At 68.0% G+C, this 19,310-nt stretch carries 19 protein-coding genes and 1 tRNA gene; 7 read left to right on the top strand and 13 right to left on the bottom strand.

Translation table 11 applies throughout. The annotated features are described in order from the left end of the window. Positions 1–3: 3 nt before the first annotated feature. On the top strand, positions 4–594 hold the full coding sequence (locus VF106_RS26715; RefSeq protein WP_330842597.1) for a hypothetical protein: 591 nt from the start codon (positions 4–6) through the stop codon (positions 592–594). Between the two features lie 169 nt (positions 595–763). Here the strand turns inward: VF106_RS26715 and VF106_RS26710 are convergent, their stop codons facing one another. The 6 genes from VF106_RS26710 to aceE form a co-directional block, all read right to left on the bottom strand. Beyond that, positions 764–2,008, bottom strand: a complete 1,245-nt coding sequence (locus VF106_RS26710) for a beta-ketoacyl-[acyl-carrier-protein] synthase family protein (RefSeq protein ID WP_330842596.1) — start codon at positions 2,006–2,008, stop codon at positions 764–766. Positions 2,009–2,041: 33 nt separating this feature from the next. Continuing rightward, positions 2,042–2,293 (bottom strand): acyl carrier protein, encoded by a 252-nt coding sequence (locus tag VF106_RS26705; protein WP_330842595.1) that lies wholly within the window; start codon positions 2,291–2,293, stop codon positions 2,042–2,044. Between the two features lie 50 nt (positions 2,294–2,343). Beyond that, positions 2,344–3,318 (bottom strand): beta-ketoacyl-ACP synthase III, encoded by a 975-nt coding sequence (locus tag VF106_RS26700; RefSeq protein ID WP_330842594.1) that lies wholly within the window; start codon positions 3,316–3,318, stop codon positions 2,344–2,346. Next, a complete protein-coding gene (locus tag VF106_RS26695) occupies positions 3,315–4,229 on the bottom strand; it encodes an ACP S-malonyltransferase (protein WP_330842593.1) in 915 nt (304 codons plus the stop codon). Before VF106_RS26695 ends, VF106_RS26700 begins: the two co-directional genes overlap by 4 nt. A 133-nt stretch (positions 4,230–4,362) precedes the next feature. Next, positions 4,363–5,529, bottom strand: coding sequence for a PucR family transcriptional regulator (locus VF106_RS26690; RefSeq protein WP_330842592.1), 1,167 nt, complete (start codon positions 5,527–5,529; stop codon positions 4,363–4,365). A 597-nt stretch (positions 5,530–6,126) separates the two neighbouring features. Then, complete coding sequence (gene aceE / locus VF106_RS26685) at positions 6,127–8,925, bottom strand: pyruvate dehydrogenase (acetyl-transferring), homodimeric type (protein WP_330842591.1); 2,799 nt, start codon at positions 8,923–8,925, stop codon at positions 6,127–6,129. A 236-nt stretch (positions 8,926–9,161) separates the two neighbouring features. Here aceE and VF106_RS26680 point away from each other — a divergent pair, with 236 nt between their 5' ends. The 3 genes from VF106_RS26680 (at position 9,162) to VF106_RS26670 (ending at position 10,206) form a co-directional block, all read left to right on the top strand. Further along, positions 9,162–9,593: a DUF3052 domain-containing protein gene (locus tag VF106_RS26680; RefSeq protein WP_330842650.1), complete on the top strand. Its 432-nt coding sequence runs from the start codon at positions 9,162–9,164 to the stop codon at positions 9,591–9,593. A gap of 57 nt (positions 9,594–9,650) precedes the next feature. Beyond that, entirely contained in the window at positions 9,651–10,100 is a 450-nt protein-coding gene (locus VF106_RS26675) for a peroxiredoxin (RefSeq protein WP_330842590.1), read from the top strand. A 31-nt stretch (positions 10,101–10,131) separates the two neighbouring features. Next, positions 10,132–10,206 (top strand) — tRNA-Val (locus tag VF106_RS26670). A 219-nt stretch (positions 10,207–10,425) separates the two neighbouring features. Here the strand turns inward: VF106_RS26670 and VF106_RS26665 are convergent. Next, on the bottom strand, positions 10,426–11,292 hold the full coding sequence (locus VF106_RS26665; RefSeq protein ID WP_330842589.1) for a hypothetical protein: 867 nt from the start codon (positions 11,290–11,292) through the stop codon (positions 10,426–10,428). Positions 11,293–11,604: 312 nt separating this feature from the next. Here VF106_RS26665 and VF106_RS26660 point away from each other — a divergent pair, with 312 nt between their 5' ends. After that, positions 11,605–11,928, top strand: coding sequence for a PadR family transcriptional regulator (locus VF106_RS26660; protein WP_330842588.1), 324 nt, complete (start codon positions 11,605–11,607; stop codon positions 11,926–11,928). Here VF106_RS26660 and VF106_RS26655 read toward each other — a convergent pair. Together VF106_RS26655 and VF106_RS26650 are read right to left on the bottom strand one after the other, a co-directional pair. Next, positions 11,921–12,532 (bottom strand): permease prefix domain 1-containing protein, encoded by a 612-nt coding sequence (locus VF106_RS26655; RefSeq protein WP_330842587.1) that lies wholly within the window; start codon positions 12,530–12,532, stop codon positions 11,921–11,923. The genes VF106_RS26660 and VF106_RS26655 overlap by 8 nt on opposite strands. A gap of 10 nt (positions 12,533–12,542) precedes the next feature. Beyond that, positions 12,543–13,040: an SgcJ/EcaC family oxidoreductase gene (locus tag VF106_RS26650; RefSeq protein WP_330842586.1), complete on the bottom strand. Its 498-nt coding sequence runs from the start codon at positions 13,038–13,040 to the stop codon at positions 12,543–12,545. Positions 13,041–13,139: 99 nt separating this feature from the next. On the opposite strand from VF106_RS26650, the gene VF106_RS26645 reads away from it, so the two are divergent. Next, positions 13,140–13,700: a DUF3558 domain-containing protein gene (locus tag VF106_RS26645; RefSeq protein ID WP_330842585.1), complete on the top strand. Its 561-nt coding sequence runs from the start codon at positions 13,140–13,142 to the stop codon at positions 13,698–13,700. On the opposite strand, the gene VF106_RS26640 is transcribed toward VF106_RS26645, so the two are convergent. Together VF106_RS26640 and lipA are read right to left on the bottom strand one after the other, a co-directional pair. Further along, positions 13,697–14,404, bottom strand: a complete 708-nt coding sequence (locus tag VF106_RS26640) for a DedA family protein (RefSeq protein ID WP_330842584.1) — start codon at positions 14,402–14,404, stop codon at positions 13,697–13,699. The genes VF106_RS26645 and VF106_RS26640 overlap by 4 nt on opposite strands. 95 nt (positions 14,405–14,499) lie before the next feature. Then, positions 14,500–15,507 carry a lipoyl synthase gene (gene lipA, locus VF106_RS26635; protein WP_330842583.1) on the bottom strand — a complete coding sequence of 336 codons (1,008 nt, stop codon included), beginning with the start codon at positions 15,505–15,507 and terminating at the stop codon, positions 14,500–14,502. Between the two features lie 81 nt (positions 15,508–15,588). Here lipA and VF106_RS26630 point away from each other — a divergent pair, with 81 nt between their 5' ends. Further along, positions 15,589–18,117: a M14 family zinc carboxypeptidase gene (locus VF106_RS26630; RefSeq protein ID WP_330842582.1), complete on the top strand. Its 2,529-nt coding sequence runs from the start codon at positions 15,589–15,591 to the stop codon at positions 18,115–18,117. Here the strand turns inward: VF106_RS26630 and VF106_RS26625 are convergent. Together VF106_RS26625 and VF106_RS26620 are read right to left on the bottom strand one after the other, a co-directional pair. Further along, positions 18,096–18,695 (bottom strand): GNAT family N-acetyltransferase, encoded by a 600-nt coding sequence (locus tag VF106_RS26625; RefSeq protein WP_330842581.1) that lies wholly within the window; start codon positions 18,693–18,695, stop codon positions 18,096–18,098. The two genes, VF106_RS26630 and VF106_RS26625, sit on opposite strands and share 22 nt — an antisense overlap. After that, positions 18,692–19,294, bottom strand: a complete 603-nt coding sequence (locus VF106_RS26620) for a TetR/AcrR family transcriptional regulator (protein ID WP_330842580.1) — start codon at positions 19,292–19,294, stop codon at positions 18,692–18,694. Before VF106_RS26620 ends, VF106_RS26625 begins: the two co-directional genes overlap by 4 nt. Positions 19,295–19,310: the final 16 nt, after the last annotated feature.

Genomic DNA, 19,310 nt, shown 5'->3' with positions numbered 1-19,310 from the left:
TCCGTGTCCACGGGTTCTTCTCGGCAGCTGTGGTTGCTGCCGGTGCTGCTGATCACGGTGATCGCGACCGCGCTCGGCGCCCTGGTCGCGCGCAGCCTGTACAAGGAACCACCGCCTTCGCCGCCCGCCGCCGTCGAGCCGTCCCCGTCTGTGGTGCCGCTGAGCGAGCAACCGGGTTCGGCGGAGGTGCAGGGCACGGTCGACGCCACGACCCACCCGCTGTTCAACACGCTTCAGTCGTTGCTGCAGCGCTACTTCGACGCGATCAACGAGAAGGACTACGACGGCTGGTCCACGACGGTCACCAACGAGCGCCTGCGGACCACGCCGGAAAAGCAGTGGCGCATCGACTACCGCTCGACCCGGGACGGCAGCATCGTCATCTACCGCATCGAGGCGACCGGCGACGACACCGCCCGTGTCCTCCTGCGGTTCACGAGCATCCAGCACGAGGACGACGCCCCACCGGAGCTCCGAGCCCCGTGCATCAACTGGAACGTGGTGTGGCTCCTCGCCAAGGACCGAAACGAGTGGAAACTCGCAGGGGGCCCAACGAGCAAAAACCCCCAAACCGAACGCTGCCCCGGCACCTGACCCGCGCGTGTCCAACACTCGAGACCCGCGTGTCCAACACTCGAGACCGCTGAGTTCAACAACACAGACCCCCGAGTTCGACAAATCGTTGGGCTAGCGCTCAACCGGTTTGTTGAACTCGGGGGTCGAGTGTGTTGGACACGCGGGTCCTGGGTGTTGGACACGCGGGTTAGGCAGTGAAGACCAGGGCTACGTTGTGGCCGCCGAAGCCGAACGAGTCGTTCATCGCGGCGGTCAGCTCCAGCTTGCGTGGCTCGCCGGCCACGACGTCCAGCTCGATCTTCGGGTCCTGGTTCTCCAGGTTTCGCGTGGCCGGGATGATCCCGTGGTAGATCGACAGGATCGTCACGATGCTCTCGACCGCGCCAGCGCCGCCGACCAGATGACCGAACGCGCTCTTCGGCGCGGTGAGCACCACGTGATCTCCCACGGCCTTGCGGATCGCGGCCGCCTCGCCGATGTCGCCGACCACCGTGGAGGTGGCGTGCGCGTTGACGTGGGCGATGTCGGCCGGCGTGAGACCGGCTTGCCGGATCGCCTGCGTCATCGCGCCCATCTGGCCGATGCCCTCCGGGTGGTTGCCCGTGATGTGGTAGGCGTCGGACGTGATGCCGGTGCCGGCGAGCTTGCCGTATACCCGCGCGCCGCGGGCCCGCGCGTGCTCGGCTGACTCGAGGATCAGCACACCGGCGCCCTCACCGAGCACGAACCCGTCGCGGTCGACGTCGAACGGCCGCGAAGCGCGGTCCGGTTCGTCGTTGCGCAGCGACAACGTCCGGGACTGGGCGAAGCCCGCCACCGTGATCGGCATGATGCACGCCTCGGCGCCACCAGCGACCACGACGTCCGCGCGACCGGACTGGATCATCTGGTACGCCTGGGCCAGACCCTCGGCGCCCGAGGCACAGGCCGACGCCGGGGAGTGCACCCCGGCCCGTGCCCGCAACTCGATGCTGACGTGCGCCGCCGGACCGTTCGGCATGAGCATGGGCACGGTCAGCGGCGACACCTTGCGCAGACCGTGCTCCTCGAGCAGGTCGTCCTGCGCGAGGAGCGTGGCCGGACCGCCGATCCCGGTGCCGATGCTGACACCGAGCCGGTCCGGATCCACCGGCTCGTGCTCGTCGGACGGCAGCTCGAAGCCGGCGTCCGCCCATGCCTGCCGCGCCGCGATGAGCGCGACCTGCTCACAGCGGTCGAGCCTGCGCAACTGCACCCGTGGCAGGACCTCGGAAGGCTCCACGGCCAGCGGGGCGTGCAGTCGCGCCGGCAGGTCGAACCGCTCGGCCCAGTCCGCATCGTTGATCTTCACGCCGTTGCGACCGGCGATCAGACCGTCCCATGTGGACGCGACGTCGCCGCCGAGCGGTGTGGTCGCGCCCATTCCGGTGACGACGACTTCCGTCGTACTCATGGCCCCCTCCGTGGTCCTTCGTCGGGTGGTTTGTCAGACGTTCTTGGAGACGTAGGCCACCGCGTCGCCGACCGTCTTGAGGTTGGCGAGCTCCGCGTCCGGGATCTTGACCTCGAACCGGTCCTCGGCCTGGACGGCGATTTCCACCATCGACAGCGAGTCGATGTCGAGGTCGTCCACGAACGACTTCTCGGCGGTGACCTCGTTGGCCTCGACGCCGGCGACCTCTTCGACGATCTCGGCGAGGCCGGCCAGGATGTCCGCGTCGCTGAACTTCTCTGCCATTGGCGTTCGTTTCTCCTTTGTCAACCCGGACCGGACGGTCCGGAAGCGTGTCACGGGCAGACCACGACCTGACCGGCGTAGGAAAGGCCGGCGCCGAACCCGACGAGCAGGGCGACGTCGCCGGAGTGGATCTTGCCGGCGGCCCGCAGGTGGTCCATCGCCATCGGGATGGAGGCGGAGGAGGTGTTGCCGGAGTACACGATGTCGTCGGCGACGACCATGTCCTCCCGCGCGCCTTCTTTCCGCAGCTTCTTCGCGATCGCCTCGACGATCCGCAGGTTGGCCTGGTGCGGCACGAGCACGTCCACGTCCGCCGGCGTCAGCCCGGCCAGGTCCAACGCCTTGAGCGCGATCGGCGCGATCTTCGTGGTGGCCCAGCGGAACACCGACTGGCCCTCCTGGTAGATGTGCTGGCGCTCGGTCATGCCGATCATCTCGACGAGGTCGCCCGCGGTGCCCCACGCCACCGGCCCGATGCGCGGCTCGTCCGACGGTCCGACGACCGCGGCGCCCGCCGCGTCGGCGAAGATGATCGCCGTGGAACGGTCGGTCGGGTCCACGATGTCGGTGAGCTTCTCCGAACCGATCACCAGCGTCCGCTTCGAGGAGCCGGACAGCACCAGGTCGGAGGCGACGCCGAGGCCGTAGCAGAAGCCCGCGCACGCCGCGTTGAGGTCGAACCCGCCGGCCGCCTTGATCCCGAGGAGCTCCGCCACCTGCGCGGCGGCGTTCGGTATCGGCGACTTGGTGGTGCAGTTCGCGACGATCACGGTGTCAAGGTCGGACGGCGAGAGCCCGGCGTCCGCGATGGCCTTGGCGCCCGCCTCGACGGCCATGCTGACCACGGTGTCCTTCTCGCCGGCGAAGCGCCGCTCGACGATGCCGACCCGCTCGCGGATCCACGTGTCGTTGGTGTCCATGGTCTTGGACAGGTCGTCGTTGGTGACGACCTGCTCCGGCTGTGCGCTGCCGAGACCGAGTATGCGGGTCCCGGGGACACTGGCGGCCCGTCGCAGGGTGGTCATGCGAGTGCCTCCGTGACCTTCGCGAAGTTGTCGGGTGTCTTGAGGGCCGCGGTCGTGGCGCCGGTGAGCTCGCGCCTTGCCAGGCCGGTCAGCGCGCCGGCGGGCGGCAACTCGGCGGTGACGTGCACGCCGAGGTCCTTCATGGTGTTCATGCACAGGTCCCAGCGCACGGACAGCGTGACCTGGTCGACCAGCCGCTCGAGCATCTCGGCGCCGCTATCCACCCGCCGCCCGTCGGCGTTGGACAGCAGCGTGCGGGTCGGGTCGCTGACCTGGACGTCCTTGGCCTTCTCCCGCAGCTTCTCCTGCGCAGGAACCATGTAGTCGGTGTGGAACGCGCCGGCGACCTTGAGCTTGATGATCTTCTTCACGAAGTCGGGCTTCTCGTCGACGATCTTGTCGATGGCGTCGACCGGTCCCGCGGCGACGATCTGGCCCGCGCCGTTCATGTTGGCCGCGGTCAGGTCGTGGTCGGCGAGCCAGGCGACGACGTCGTTCGGCTCTCCCCCCATCACGGCGGCCATGCCGGTGGACACGACGTCGCAGGCGGCGGCCATCTCACGCCCACGAACGGCGGCGAGCGCGACGGCGTCGTCCGAGGAGAGCACCCCGGCGACGGCGGCCGCGGCGAGCTCGCCGACGGAGTGCCCCGCGACGACCAGGTCGTCCGGCAGCTCGTACCGCTGGGCGAGCACCTCGTAGGCCAGCAGGGAGGTGGCCACCACCAGCGGCTGCGTGACGGCGGTGTCCTTGATGGCGTCCGCGTCCGCCACGGTGCCGAGCTCGACCAGATCCAGGCCGGCGAGCTCGGACCAGGCCGTCAGCCGCTCACGGGTGCCCTCGAGCTCGAGCCAAGGGGTGAGCATGCCGGGAGTCTGGGAGCCCTGACCGGGGGCTAGTAGCGCGAGCACATCATCAAGGGAACACGGTGTTCGGCGATTGCGGTGATAGCGCCACTCACCAAGTCGGGCTGGCTGGGTTGTAGAAACCCTACAAAGGTTACCGCTGAATGAACGAGAAAGGCGGGTTTCTGTGGTTCCCTGGCTACCAGAGGCCACGGGAACGTGACAAACGTCCCACTGCGAGCGCGATGCGGAGCACGAGCGCGTCCCTTGGCAGGTTGGCGTTTTGTCCGGTGATCTCGGTGGCCTTGCGGAGGCGGTAGCGCACGGTGTTGGGGTGTACGAAAAGCAGCCGTGCGCAGGTCTCGAGCACTCCGCCGGCCTCCAGGTAGGTCTCGACGGTTTCGAGGAGCGCCCCACCGGCCTTCTCGAGGGGGCGCGCGATCTGGTCGATGAGCTGCCACTCCGCCTCGGGGTCCCCGGCGAGCGCCCGCTCGGGCAGCAGGTCGGTGGACCGCACCGGACGGGGCGCGGCGGGCCAGGCGACCACGGCTCGCAGCCCGGACAGCGCCTCGGCGGAGCTGCGGTGGGCGTCGGCGATGCTGGCGACCGTCGGCCCGGCGACCACAGGCCCTTCACCGAAGGAGGCGGATAACTTGGTGAGCACGGTCTCGTCGTCGGTCTCCCCGGCGAGTACGACGATGAGGCGGGACCCCTGCACCCCGAGCAGTACGGGTCGGTTGGCCCGCGCGGCCCGGCTGCGGACCTCGTAGAGAACGGTGGGCGGGTCGTCGGACGGCGAGTTGCCGACGAGCACGGTGGCTGGCTCGTCGAGATCCCAGCCAAGGGCCGCGGCCCGGCTGAGCAGGGACTCCTCGGCGTCGCCCCGGACGATGGCGTCCACGACGGAGGCCTCGAGCCGAGCGTCCCACGCACCGCGGGTCTCGGCGGCGGACGCGTAGGACATGGCGGAGGTGAAGGCGACCTCTCGCCCGTACCGGAGCACGGCCTCGGTGAGTACCCGCCGCTCTGCCTCGTCCGCGGCGAGCCGCGGCACCTCCCGTTCGATCACGTGAACGGCGACCCGCACCAGTTCGACGGTCTGCCGTAACGAGATCCACCGCGAGAGGTCCCGGGGCGCCTGTCGAAACGCGTCGGTGGTGAGCCGGATGGCTTCCCGCTGGTCCTGCAGGTAGGCGGTGAACCCGGCCGCCCCGGTCTGAGCGATGAGCTGAACGGACGCTCGCTGGTCAGCCGGCATCCGCCCAAACCAGGCAAACTGCTCATCCATGGAGGCGAGCGCGGCGGAAGCAAGCTTCCCGGACGCACGCTCGAGCGCCGCAAGAGTCTCCCGCGACACCTCAACCATGCCTCGACTGTATAGCCCCCAGCCCACACCCCCACCGTTAACACCCGCAAACGCGCGAGTCGCGCGTTGGGCCCCCGCGAGTCGCGCGTTCGGCCCCGGCGAGTTACGCATTCAGCCCCCACGAGTTGCGTTTTCGTGGCCGACCCCGAGGCAACGATTGTTGAACTCAGGGGTCGCTGGTGTTGAACTCACCGGTCCCGAATGTTGGACACGCGGGTCTCTGGCGTTGGACACGCGAGGAGCCCCGGGCCCGGCGTACACGAAAACGCAACTCGCAGGGGCCGAAAGCGCGACTCGCGAGGTTTGCACGCCCGCGAAGCGGGCGTTGCAAGCAAGGCGACCACGCTAGGTCAGGAACAGAACGGAACGTGGGGGGTTTCGGGGGGTTCGACCCCCCGGCCAGCACTGAGGGAGAGCCAAGAGGGAAGGCGGCCGCCAGGACGCCGAACGCCCCCGCCCAGCTCGACCGAGCCGGGCGGGGGCTCTCCCCGGTCCCCACCGGTAATTCCACTATGGAGGGTGCGGGGAGGGGGTGCCAGTGCTGTACCCCTATCGTGTCAGGGATTCATCAGCGCACGTCAGAGGCGCTACCCAGAGTCAGGCCACGCCGGGGTCGGAGGTTTGCGGGCCGGCCGCGCTGATGTCGTCGATCCGGTAGCGGCGGGCCGCCTCGACGACCTTCGACTGGTCGATCTCTCCGGTCCTGGCCAGCGCGGCGAGGACGCCCACCACGATCGACTCCGTGTCCACCAGGAAGTGGCGCCGGGCCGCCGGGCGGGTGTCGGAGAAGCCGAACCCGTCGGTGCCGAGGGTGAGCATCTCGCCGGGGACCCACGGACGGATTAGGTCGGGCACAGCACGCATCCAGTCCGAGACGGCCACGACCGGGCCGGGTGCGTCCTCCAGCACGGAGGTCACGTACGGCTTGCGTGGCTCGGCCTCCGGGTGCAGGAAGTTGTGCCGGTCGATCTCGACGGCCTCACGACGCAGCTCGGACCACGACGTGGCGGACCAGACGTCGACCAGCACGCCCCACTCGTCGTCGAGCTTCTGCTGCGCGGCCAGCGCCCACGGCATCGCCACGCCGGACACCAGGACGTTCGCCCGTGGCCCGTCGCCCTCCTCCGCGCGCTTGTACCGGTAGAGGCCACGCAGGAGCCCCTCGACGTCGAGCCCTTCCGGCTCCGGCGCCTGCACGTACGGCTCGTTGTAGACGGTCAGGTAGTAGTAGATGTCCTCCGCGTGCTCGCCGTACATCCGCCGTAGGCCGTCCCGCACGATGTGCGCGATCTCGAACGACCACGCCGCGTCGTACGCGATCACCGCCGGGTTCGTCGCCGCCAGCAGCAGGGAGTGCCCGTCGGCGTGCTGCAGGCCCTCACCGGTCAGCGTGGTCCGGCCGGCCGTGGCGCCCAGCACGAACCCGCGCGTCATCTGGTCGGCCGCCGCCCACAGACTGTCGCCGGTGCGCTGGAAGCCGAACATCGAGTAGAAGATGTAGATCGGGATCATCGGCTCGCCGTGCGTGGCGTACGAGGTCCCCGCGGCGGTGAACGACGCGGTCGACCCGGCCTCGTTGATGCCCTCGTGCAGGATCTGGCCCTGCTCGCTCTCCTTGTAGGACAGCATCAGCGAGGCGTCCACGGACGTGTACAGCTGCCCGTGCGGGTTGTAGATCTTCTGCGTCGGGAACATCGAGTCCATGCCGAACGTGCGGGCCTCGTCCGGGATGATCGGCACCAGCCGCGGCCCGATCTCCGGGTCCTTGGCGAGGTCGCGGACGAGCCGGACGAACGCCATCGTGGTGGCGACCTCCTGCTTGCCAGACCCGCGCCGGATCACGTCGTAGACCTTGTCGCCGGGCAGCACCAGGGCCTTGGACTTGGCGCGCCGCTCCGGCACGAACCCGCCCAGCTGGCGGCGCCGCTCCAGCAGGTACTGGATCTCCGGCGAGTCCTGGCCCGGGTGGAAGTACGGCGGCAGGTACGGGTCCTTCTCCAGCTCCGCGTCCGACAGCGGGATGCGCAGCGTGTCCCGGAACAGCTTGAGGTCGTCCAGGGTCATCTTCTTCATCTGGTGGGTCGCGTTGCGACCCTCGAAGTGCGGACCCAGGTTGTAGCCCTTGATCGTCTTGGCGAGGATCACGGTCGGCTGGCCGTGGTGCTCCACGGCGGCCTGGTAGGCGGCGTAGACCTTGCGGTAGTCGTGGCCACCGCGCTTGAGGTTCCAGATCTCCTGGTCCGTCATCGGCTGGACCAGGTCCTTCGTGCGGGGGTCCCTGCCGAAGAAGTGCTCACGGACGAACGCGCCGTCGTTGGCCTTGTACGTCTGGGAGTCGCCGTCGGGCGTGGTGTTCATCAGGTTGACGAGCGCGCCGTCGCGGTCGGCGTGCAGCAGCGTGTCCCACTCGCGGCCCCAGATGACCTTGATGACGTTCCAGCCCGCGCCGCGGAAGAACGCCTCCAGCTCCTGGATGATCTTGCCGTTGCCGCGGACCGGACCGTCGAGGCGCTGCAGGTTGCAGTTGACGACGAACGTGAGGTTGTCGAGGCCCTCGTTCGCGGCGACCTGCACCAGGCCGCGGGACTCGGGCTCGTCCATCTCGCCGTCGCCGAGGAACGCCCATACTCGCTGGTCAGAGGTGTCCTTGATGCCGCGTGCGTGCAGGTAGCGGTTGAACCGCGCCTGGTAGATCGCGTTCATCGGGCCGATGCCCATGGAGACCGTCGGGTACTCCCAGAAGTCCGGCATCAGCCGGGGGTGCGGGTACGACGGCAGGCCCTGGCCGGGGCCGCCGTGCGAGTACTCCTGCCGGAAGCCGTCGAGCTGGTCGGTGGACAGGCGGCCCTCGAGGAACGCGCGCGCGTACATGCCTGGGGAGGCGTGGCCCTGGAAGAAGACCTGGTCACCGCCGCCGGCGTGGTCCTTGCCGCGGAAGAACCAGTTGAAGCCGACCTCGTAGAGCGTCGCCGAGGACGCGTAGGTCGAGATGTGACCGCCGACGCCGACGCCGGGCCGCTGAGCGCGGTGCACGGTCATCGCGGCGTTCCACCGGATCCATGCCCGGTAGCGGCGTTCCACCTCCTCGTCACCGGGGAACCACGGCTCCAGCTCGGTGGGGATGGTGTTCACGTAGTCGGTGCTGGTCAGCGACGGAACGCCGACCCGCTTCTCCCGTGCCCGCTCGAGGAGCCGGAGCATCAGGTAACGCGCACGCTGCTGGCCGCCGGCGGAGAGCATCGAGTCGAACGACTCGAGCCACTCCGCGGTCTCGTCCGGATCGATGTCCGGCAGGTGTGCTGCGAGACCGTCGCGGATGACCCGGACCCGCTCGGGTTGGTTCTTGCTGTTTTCGCTGTTCTGCGTAGCCAAGGGGTCTCCAGTGCCTGCGCTCATGACGCTTACTCTGCCATCGTCGTCTCATCCGGCGCTCAGGTCATCCTTACCGGTGAGTAGCGCTGTGTTGACCGTTACGCTCCGCCGTTGACAGTCCACTTCCGAGCCCGGTTTGTGATGGTCCGTCCAGGGCAAACCCGGCGTGGGTGGTTGCGCGCCGGGGCAAGGTCAGTGTTCGCTGTCCCAATACCGATTCGTGGTGGTTGCCACGATGGCGATGAGGAGGAGTGAAAGCCGTGGTCGCCGCGGGAGACGCCGGCAAGGCCGGTGTCGCCGAGAGGCTCGGGATCGAGCCGGGGATGGTCGTCCAGGAACTCGGCTGGGACGAGGACGTCGACGACGGCGTCCGGGCCGCCATCGAGGAACAGATCGGCAGTGATCTGCTGGACGAGGATGCCGACGAGGTCGTCGACGTCGTGCTGATGTGGTGGCGCGAGGAGGACGGTGACCTGGTGGACGCCCTGATGGACGCTATGGGCCCCCTCGCGGACAACGGCGTCATCTGGGTGCTGACCCCGAAGACTGGTCGGGACGGGCACGTGGAGCCGAGTGAGATCGCCGAGGCGGTCCCGACGGCGGGGTTGGCGCAGACGTCGAACGTCAGCGTCGGCAACGACTGGTCGGCGACGAGACTCGTGTCTCCCAAGTCGGCGAAAACCAAGCGCTGACCTTCGTTAGGCTGTCACCCGACAGGGTGGTTGTCTGCCGTCGGAGGAGGCTGCTCGGTGGTCGACGTCGGGTCGAAGGCGCCGGAGTTCACGCTCAAGGACTACAACAAGGAGAAGGTGTCGCTTTCGTCCCTTTTGGGCACGAAACCGGTGCTGCTCGTGTTCTACCCGTTCGCGTTCAGCGGGATATGCACGGGCGAACTGTGCCAACTCCGCGACGACCTCTCGTCGTTCGAGGGCGTGCAGGTCCTGGGCGTGTCCGTGGACACCCCGTTCAGCCTTAAGGTCTGGGCAGAGCAGGAGGGATACCAGTTCCCGCTGCTGTCCGACTTCTGGCCGCATGGTGAGGTCGCCAAGGCCTACGGTGTCTTCAACGAGAAGGCCGGCATGGCGAACCGGGGCACCTTCCTCATCGACAAGGACGGTGTGGTGCGCTTCGCCGAGGTCAACCAACCCGGCGAGGCGCGCGACCAGGAGGCATGGAAGAAGGCGATCTCCAGCCTGTGAGTTTTCGTCCGGCGCCTCGGCGCCGGCCCAAGGGCGTGTAGCTCAGCGGAAGAGCACTCGGCTTACACCCGAGCGGTCGCAGGTTCGAATCCTGTCGCGCCCACCAGAATTTCTGCGCAGGCCAGAACCACCTGCAAAGGGTGAGGCTCCGCGTGATACCGTCCACATCGGCCGGAGCAGCTACCGTCGCTCTGGCGTTTGTCATTGACGTGATCCGGCAATGCGTAGTGGCGCGCCACCATCCAGTTGCATGATTTTAGGAGCGTTCTCATGATCGGTGGCGGAGAAGACGGCGACACGTAGCCGTATGTTGCGGGGGAGCCGGCTACTTCAGCTCTAGCCTGATTCCGATCTCGGTCAAAATGGGCATTTTGTCTGCTCGCCAGGTAAATATTCTGCCACTTTCGGTATCGGTGGTCAGTTGAACATCCGGCTCCTCGGTACCGATTTCCTCATACACGGCATCGCAGCCAAGCGGTAGCACAATGGTGTACTCGACGTGCTGAATCTCGAGCAGTGAAGTGGTTTGGAGGGTGAAGTCCTCCGCCTGATCGTTGCGCATCAAAGGGCGACATTTCGCCGGCCACGTTCTGGTCACCTCGAACGTGATCACCTCGCCTCGCTTGATGGGCACGTGCAGGTGCAGGACGGACGTCAGCTTCTGAATGGTCTTCCACGAACTCGTGACGTGCCATCTCGTGCCTGGCACTCCGTTGATCGTCACGCTTCTCGCGATGACCTTGACACGCCTCCGAAACCTGTCTGGCTGGTCCCATCTGCACCCGGCCGTCAGCCGGATAAAGGGCACCTGCTCTCTGAGTGCGACCGCTCTGAGAGTCAACGTCTCCGTGACGTCGCCGTTCAGCGCCACATCCACCCGCTGCCGCCAGTTCTCGACCCGGACGAGCGGCTCGGCGCTGTTGGCGGCGATCGTGTCGCAGTAGCGGGAGAGTAGGACTCGGTTCGAGTCGTTCTCGCGGGACAGGCGTCGCCGGTCCGCGAGCAGGATCAACATCGTTGACACCGCGCAGAGGATGCCAACGACAAATGCCCCCACGCGAATTGCTTGGTCTCCCGATATTGTCCCCAGCAAGCCGGCAAATGTCATCAGGCCGATCGTTGCCCGCACAATGGCTGACGGTTGCTCGCGGGCGATGTAGGAGTCAAGCCAGGCGATGAAGCTGTCGAGCATCTGTCTCGCCTCCCCCTGCGCTGCCAATACGAGGTGGAGCGGCTCACCTGGGCAGCTAGCTTCAGGATAGGTCGCGTGAGGACGACAGCTATAGGACATTCGAGTGTATTCTGTCTCGAATTCGGTCGCGACGAGGCATTTGGGACCGCCGCTATTCGGGAATTTCCCTAAAAGCCGGGGTTCTCGCCCCGGCGAACACCTGTGGAAGGGCTTCGAACGGCGAGGGTTGCGCCGGTCAGTTGGTCCCAATGCCCTGGTCGGAGAGCGTCGTCAATTGTCACGGCGCTGACCTTGCATATGTAGACTCGCTACGTGAAGTCGGACGTGTTGCGTGGGCATCTTGACGGGATGATCTTGTCTGTCCTTGAGGGTGAGCCGTTGCACGGGTATGCGGTTATGGAGGCCCTGCAGCAGCGCAGCGGTGGTGCGTTGGATCTGCCTACCGGGACGCTCTACCCCGCGCTTCGCCGTCTGGAGCGCGCTGGTTATCTGCACAGTGACTGGAGCACGGTCGGCGGTCGGAAGCGGCGTACCTACGAGCTCACCGCTGCCGGTAAACGCATGTTGGCCGACGAGCGGACCGAATGGCGCGCGTTCGCCGCGCTTGTCGACGGGGTGCTGGGGCCCGCTACCTGACGGCGGTGGCGAGGCAGCGCCAGGCGGACAGCGCGGTCCAGCTCATCGGCGCCAGGATGAACGTGATCATCCACAGTAGAACCAGGCCATCGGGTGACAGGGCCGTCAACAGCGCGCCGAATGCGATGAACAGGACGCATACGACGATCGTGGCCAGGCCTGTGATGCGGGTGATCCGTTGCCGCACAGCCGGGTGTCGCATGCCGATCCGGTAGGCGAGCACCATGAGCAGTGCGAGCAGAATCGTGAGACCGCCCAGGTTCTCCACCACTTCGTCGGCGGGGGAATCGATCGTTGTGACGGCGACCCGCGGGTAGGCGATGCCCCAGATGAACGGCTGCACGGCGAACACGAACAGGACCATCAGCGCGGTGCGGCGGCCCTGCGTCCAGCCCAGCTCTGCCTGGTAGCCGGGCACGATGTCTTCCAGTGCGCCGAAATCCCTCGTCGCGGCGGTTTCGGCTTCCTGGCGGGAAAAGCCGCTGTGCTCGTAGGACTCGGTGGCCTCCACTAGGTGGTCGCGGGCCTCGGCGAGCAGGTCGGTCTTGGCTCGCCGAGGCCCGCGCAGAGCGGCGTCCAGTTCGGCAAGGTACGCCTCGATCACGGCTCCCAGGTTAGGGGATCGGCCGGATCCTGGTGTTCTGGAACGATGTCTGCGCCCACTGGCCGTGCCGTTTGATCAGCACGTTCGTGTTCACCGACAACGCCTCGTCGGTGCAGGTGGTCTCCTGGTTCCACAGCACGCAACCGGTGCGCACGATGATGGCGGTGTCCGGTTCGGTGTACCGGACCTGCTCGGTCAGCATGAGCAGCCGGGTGCCGCTCAGGTAGGTGTCGAAGTAGTGCTGCATGCGCGTGGTGATGTGCTGGCGGCCGCTCAGGTGGTCGCCGTTGAACGTGACCATGTCCCCGTCGCGCGTGAACGTCGCGGCCCACGCTGCTGCGTCGCCGCGTTGCCACGCGTCCTCCTGCTGGCCGCGTAACCGGTCGAAGGCTGCTTGATCGCTCGCCGGCTCCGGTGTCGCGGCGACAGCCGCCGTGGACGTGATCAGCCCGGCCATGGCCACGAGCACGCCGGCGAGGGCGCGTCGAACTCCCTGTCGTGTCCCCATCGAGAATCCTCCTATAAGTAGACTCTCTACATATAGCACAGCTACATATCGAGCGGGTGATGCTGGAGCGAACAGCGGGCGTGCACGCATAGTGTCTGATTGACTACCGCGCGTCGACTACGAAAGGGGAACGCGGTGATCTGGCTGGGCGTGGTGGCGATGATGCTGCTGGCGGGCTGTTCCGGGAATGACGGTGGTGCCGGCGTCAGGTTGGGAGGAGTCACCACGTCGACGACGTCATCGACCGAGCATCAGAACGCCGCACCGAGGGTGGCGGAACCCCTGGACGTGGAAGGGATTCTCGACGACCCGTCCGACGCGCTAGCGACGGATCAGCTGAGCGAGCTCGGCCTCATGGGACCGGGTGAGACAAACAACTTTGGCGCCGACGACGGATGTGACTGGACGGTCAAGGGCACCATTCTGAGCACGGTCACCGTCCAGCACGATTACTTCGAGGAGACCACGATTGGCGGTTACCCGGCGGTGTTCGCGAGTGCGCTGGACGAGCGGGACTCCGGTGGCTGCCTGCTGACGGTCGGGCTGACCGACGAGCTGGCGGTCAGCGTCGACACCACGTTCCTCGACATCGATCCGTGCCCGGTTGCCGAACGCACCGCCGAGGCGATGGTCGAGCACCTGGCAGCACAATCCCGTTAGTTGGCCGGCTCCAGCTCCGCGTCCGGGTCGTCGCGGTTGACCACGGAGGGGATGTTTTCCACCGGGACCACGTGTGCGGCTGCCCTTGCCTTGGCCTTCTTGCGGCGCTTGCGCACGAGGACGGTCACGACCAGACCCAGAATCAGGACGCCCACCAGGATGCCGCCGCCAGTGGTGATCATGCCTTCGATGCGCTTCGCGGCCTCGCCAAGTGCGGCGCCGATGGCGATGTGCATGGCTGACCAGCAGGCCGCGCCGGCGACGACCGCCGGCAGGAACTTGCGGTACGGCAGGCCAGACGTGCCCGCCGCCGCCGGGGTCAGGGTGCGGACCACCGGCAGGAACCTGGCGAAGAACACCGCCCAGGCCCCGCGTTTGCGCAGGATGCCCGTCGCCTTGTCCCAGCCTTCCGTGCCGTACTTCTGGATCAGCTTCGTCTCGCGTAGCGACGGGCCGAAGCGGCGGCCTATCGCGTACCCGATGGAGTCACCAAGGCCGGCGCACACCGTGACCACCGCCCACAGGATCAGGAAGCGCGAGACCGAGTCGACCGTGGTCGCGGCGATCAGCAGGCCGCCTTCGCCCGGCGCGATGAAGCCGAGGCCGATCGTGCACTCCGCGAAGACCAGCGCCCCCGTGGCCCCCACCAGCGCAGGCTGCGGCAGGGCCTGCAACCACTCCAACACATCAGTCAAGATCGCCACGATCTGCTCCCCTCAGATGAAATCCGCGGCAAGTTTGGCATTACGACCGAGGAAAACACATCGGGGTTCCCCCTGGCGTCAAACTCAGGTCTGAATCAGGGGGTGCGACTGAGGACGGAGGTGATCTCCTGGTGTGCCGGGCCTTCCGTGGCCAGATGAGCCATCGCCGCTGGTAGTTCCTCGCCGCGATGGGTCATGGCCTGCGCGTACAGGCGACCGGCCCGGTAGGACGATCGGACCAGTGGGCCCGCCATGACGCCGGCGAAACCGAGCTGCTCCGCGGTCTCCTTGTGCGCCAGGAACTCCTCCGGCTTCACCCACCGGTCCACCGGGTGGTGGCGCAGCGACGGGCGCAGGTACTGGGTGATCGTGATGATGTCGCAGCCCGCCTCGTGCAGGTCCCGCAGCGCGGCGGTGACCTCCTCCGGCGTCTCGCCCATGCCCAGGATCAGGTTCGACTTCGTGACCAGGCCGAACTCGCGTGCGCGGGTGATCACCGCCAGCGAGCGTTCGTACCGGAAGGCGGGGCGGATGCGTTTGAAGATCCGCGGCACGGTCTCCAGGTTGTGCGCCAGCACCTCGGGGCGGGCGCCGAAGACCTCGGCCAGCTGGTCGGGATCGGCGTTGAAGTCCGGGATCAGCAGCTCGACACCCGTGCCGGGGTTCATGTCGTGGATCTGCCGCACGGTCTCCGCGTACAGCCATGCACCGCCGTCCGGCAGGTCGTCGCGGGCCACGCCGGTGACCGTGGCGTAGCGCAGGCCCATGGCCTGGACCGACTCGGCGACCTTGCGCGGCTCCGACCGGTCCAGCTCGGCCGGACGACCCGTGTCGATCTGGCAGAAGTCACACCGTCGGGTGCACTGCTCGCCGCCGATCAGGAACGTGGCCTCGCGGTCCTCCCAGCACTCGTAGATGTTGGGACAGCCGGCCTCCTCGCACACGGTGTGCAGGCCCTCGCGTCGCACCAGGCCCTTGAGCTCGGTGTACTCGGGTCCCATCTTCGCGCGGGTCTTGATCCACGACGGTTTCTTCTCGATCGGCGTCTGGCTGTTGCGTACCTCGAGACGCAGCAGCTTTCGCCCCTCCGGAGCGATCGTCACGCCATTCAGGTTACGCCCCTTGACCGGGCCGAATCCCGCCCGTTAGACACGGCCGACCCTGCACACACTGGGAGGAAGTTCGTGCACGTCAAGCGAAGAATTCTGGTCGCGCTCGCGGCCGCCGGGCTGGCCGTGACGTCGATCACCTCGACGCCGGCCGTCGCGGCGCCGGACAGCTCGCGCGACTTCGGCAACGGTCCGGACCGCAACGAGGTCGCCGCCACCGACGTCCTGTCCGCCCGCCGCGCCGGGCCGGTCGGTGAGAACAAGATCGGCGACCGGCAGGGCTACCCGCGCCAGACCGATCTGCGGGTGTACCCCGAGGACCCGACGGACAAGTCCATCAAGCTGGGCCTGACGCCCTACCACGCGATCGCGCCGAAGCTCAACGACCTGCAGTCGCGCAGCGACCGGATCTCCGTCGAGGTCGTCGGCGAGTCCGGGCTCGGCCGCGACCTGTACCTGGTCACGCTCACCGCGCCGGAGAGGCCGTGGGAGACCCGCCAGCAGGACGCCTGGCGCGAGCTGATCGAGAACGACCCGGCCAGGGCCGCTCGCGACCGGCGGCTCGAGCGTGACTACAAGGCACCGGTCTGGATCAACAACAACATCCACGGCAACGAGTGGGAGGGCACCGACGCGGCGCTCCGCCATATCGAATACCTCGCCACCACGTCCGACCCGGCCGCGAAGAAGCTGCTCCGGCACAGCCGCGTGTACTTCAACGTCACCGCGAACCCGGACGGTCGCGTCGCCGGCACCCGGGTGAACGCCAACGGTTTCGACCTCAACCGCGACTTCGTCACCAACTCCCAGCCGGAGGACCTGGCGATGCGCGACATGATCATCGACACCCAGCCGGTGCTGTCGCTCGACGAGCACGGCTACGTCGACGGCACGCTGATCGAGCCGACCGGGCCACCGCACGGCCAGAACTACGACTTCGACCTGTACATCAAGCACGGCTACGCCAACGGCCTGGAGATGGAGCAGGCGGTCAAGGCCCTTGGCTACCCGGAGGCGCAGGACGTCATCGTGCCGTTCCGCGACCTGCCGCCGGGCGAGTGGGACGGCTGGCCGCCGATCTTCACCGCGCAGTACGCCATGTACCACGGCGCCGTGTCCTACACCATCGAGATTCCCTTGGCGGTCAACAACAGCGCATACGACGCGCTGCCGGTCGAGGAGCTGCGGCGCCGGTCGGCCATCAACACGGCCGTGTCCGAGGCCACCATGAGGACCACGTTGTCCTACGTGGACACACACCGGGTCGAGCTGGTCGACAACCAGATCGAGATCTTCCGGCGGGGTGCGGCGGGCGAGGCTCAGCGGTTCATTCCGGACGGCTTCGTGCCCGGCTTCGGGCCGGAGGACCGGTTCACCACGAACTTCCCGCGCGCGTACGTCATCCCGGCCGGGTCGGCGCAACGCTCCGCGACCGCCGCGGCGCGGCTGGTGGACCAGCTCGTGACCCACGACGTGCGGGTTCGGCAGGCCACACGGCCCTTCACCCTGGGCGGCAAGTCCTACCCGGCGGGGTCGTACGTGGTGGACATGCACCAGCCGAAGCGTGGGCTCGCCAACGCCATGCTGGAGGCCGGCAAGGACCTGTCCGCCGACGCGCCGCAGATGTACGACATCGCGGGCTGGAGCCACCGTCTGCTGTGGGGCGCCTCGGTCGACATCGTGCAGCGCGGTCAGCTGCGGGTGCCGAGCATGGACGTGGTCGCCGCGGCGCCGACCGGTGGGGTGGACGCCGCACCCGGCCGTGACCTGGCCATCCGGGTGATCGACGGCAAGGACGCGAGCGCGGTCAACGATCTGCTCGGCCGTGGCCTCGAGCTGCGGCGGCGGGCGGACGGCACGATCGTCGTGCCGGCAGCCGCTCGACAGGCCGCGAGGGAGGTCGCGAACCGGTACGGCGTTCGGTTCACCCAGGCGTCGGCGGGTCCGTCGGGAAGTCCGCTCGACCGGGTCACGGTGGCGGCCGCGGTGGCCGCCGACGAGCTGTTCTCCTTGCGGAGCATGGGCTTCGACGTCCGCCCGGTGTCGACCGCGACGCTCAACGCCGGCTACGACCTGTCAGGCGTCGACGTGCTCGTGGTGTCGTCCGGGCTGCGGTACGACCAGCTGCGGCCGGCCGCGAAGGCCCAGGTCGACGCGTTGTTCGCGCGGGGCGGGGTGGTGACTCGCGGAGCGACCGGGTCCCGGTTCAACGCCGACGCCGGCTTGCTGCCGGCGACCGCGGTGCCCGGGCGGGGCGACGCCAACGGGGTCGTCACGGTCGACAACGCGGGCGCCGACGTGCTGGCCGGGTCGACCCCGACCTCGTTCGTGTTCTCGCCGCAGTGGTTCGTGAACCTCGGCGCGGGAGTACGGGTCGAGCAGCGGTTCAGCGGCGGGAATCCGCTGGTCGCCGGGCACTGGCTGCCGGTCGGTGACGGCTCGGGTGGGCCGACCTCGGCCGCGGGCCAGGCAGCCGTGGTGTCCGGCACGTCGGCGAAGGGCGCCAGGGTGCTGATGTTCGGCACCGAGCCGATGTTCCGTGCCCACCCGAAGGGCCTGTTCGCCCAGGTGGCGGCGGCGATCTACTGGGGCGCGACCCGGTAGCGGCGGGGTGGCGTCGAGCCTGGGCCGCCGGGCTCGGCGCCACGGAGCCGGACGTGGGCCGGGTGGCCGAGGCGCAGCATCATCTGCACGTCGTCGAAGCGGTCGTCGCCAACCACGATGCGGTTCGGCAGCCGGCCCCACTCGCGGAAGCCCAGTTCCTCGTACAGCTGGATCGTGCCGTGGTTGTTGCCCCGCACGCCCAGCGTCAGCAGTTCGAGATCGGTCCGCCGCGCGTGCTCGACCAGCGCGGCGACCACCCGGCGGCCCAGCCCGAGGCCGCGGGCGGACGGGTGCGCCATCACCTTGCCGATCGTGGCGGAGTGCCGGAACACCGGCGGTTTCTCGCGCAGCCAGGTGCCCATCGCCTGGACCACGCCGTCCACCCTGGCGAGCACGAGCGCGCCGTCGCCGGCCCGGACGTCGGTGAGCACGTCGTCCAGCCACCCGTCCACCTCGGCGCGGGACGGCGGGGCCACGTAGCCAACCGCGCCGCCGTCCGCGACCACGTCATGCAGGACGCGGTGTACGGCTTCGCGCAGGTCGTCGGGTGCTTCGGTAGGCCAGTGAAGATCGATCACGCCGGCATTGTCGAACGGCGCATGCCCGTCATGACCGTGGTGATGGTCTTCGTCACGTCGGCGGCGGTCTTCTTCGGCTCGGCGGAGCTGGCAATGGTCTCGGCGCCGGCGGACAGCGCGCCGAACAGGATCCGTGCCGTGACCTCGACCGGCAGCGGTTCGATCTCACCAGCCTCGACCAGCGACTCGACGGTCCCGCGCACCAGGCCGTAGCTGAAGTGCTCCTCGGCCTCCCGCCAGCGCTCCCACCCCATCACGACGGGCGCCTCGTGGATGACGATCCGCTGGTAGGACGGGTCGAGGCAGACGCTGACGTAGGCGTTGATGCCGGCCATGGCCCGATCCCACGCGGAGCCGTCGCCCTCCATCGCGACCGCGAGCCGTGCGATGGCAGCCGTCTCAATGGCGTCGAAAGCGGCCTCGAAAAGCGCCTGTTTGCCGCTGAAATGGTGGTACAGCGCACCTTTTGTGACCCGGGCCCGCTTCACGATCGCATCGAGCGAAGTGGCCGCATAACCCCGTTTCGTGAACAGATCCAGCGCCGAGTCGACCAGCGCCTGCCGGGTGGACTCCGTGTAGTCGACGCGTCTCGACCGCATTGTCACCACGCTCACA

This window comes from Actinophytocola sp. (genome assembly GCF_036378875.1).
Lineage (GTDB): Bacteria > Actinomycetota > Actinomycetes > Mycobacteriales > Pseudonocardiaceae > Actinophytocola.
The sequence above is the reverse complement of the archived record's forward strand: the minus strand, read 5'-3'. Positions and strand labels throughout refer to the sequence as shown.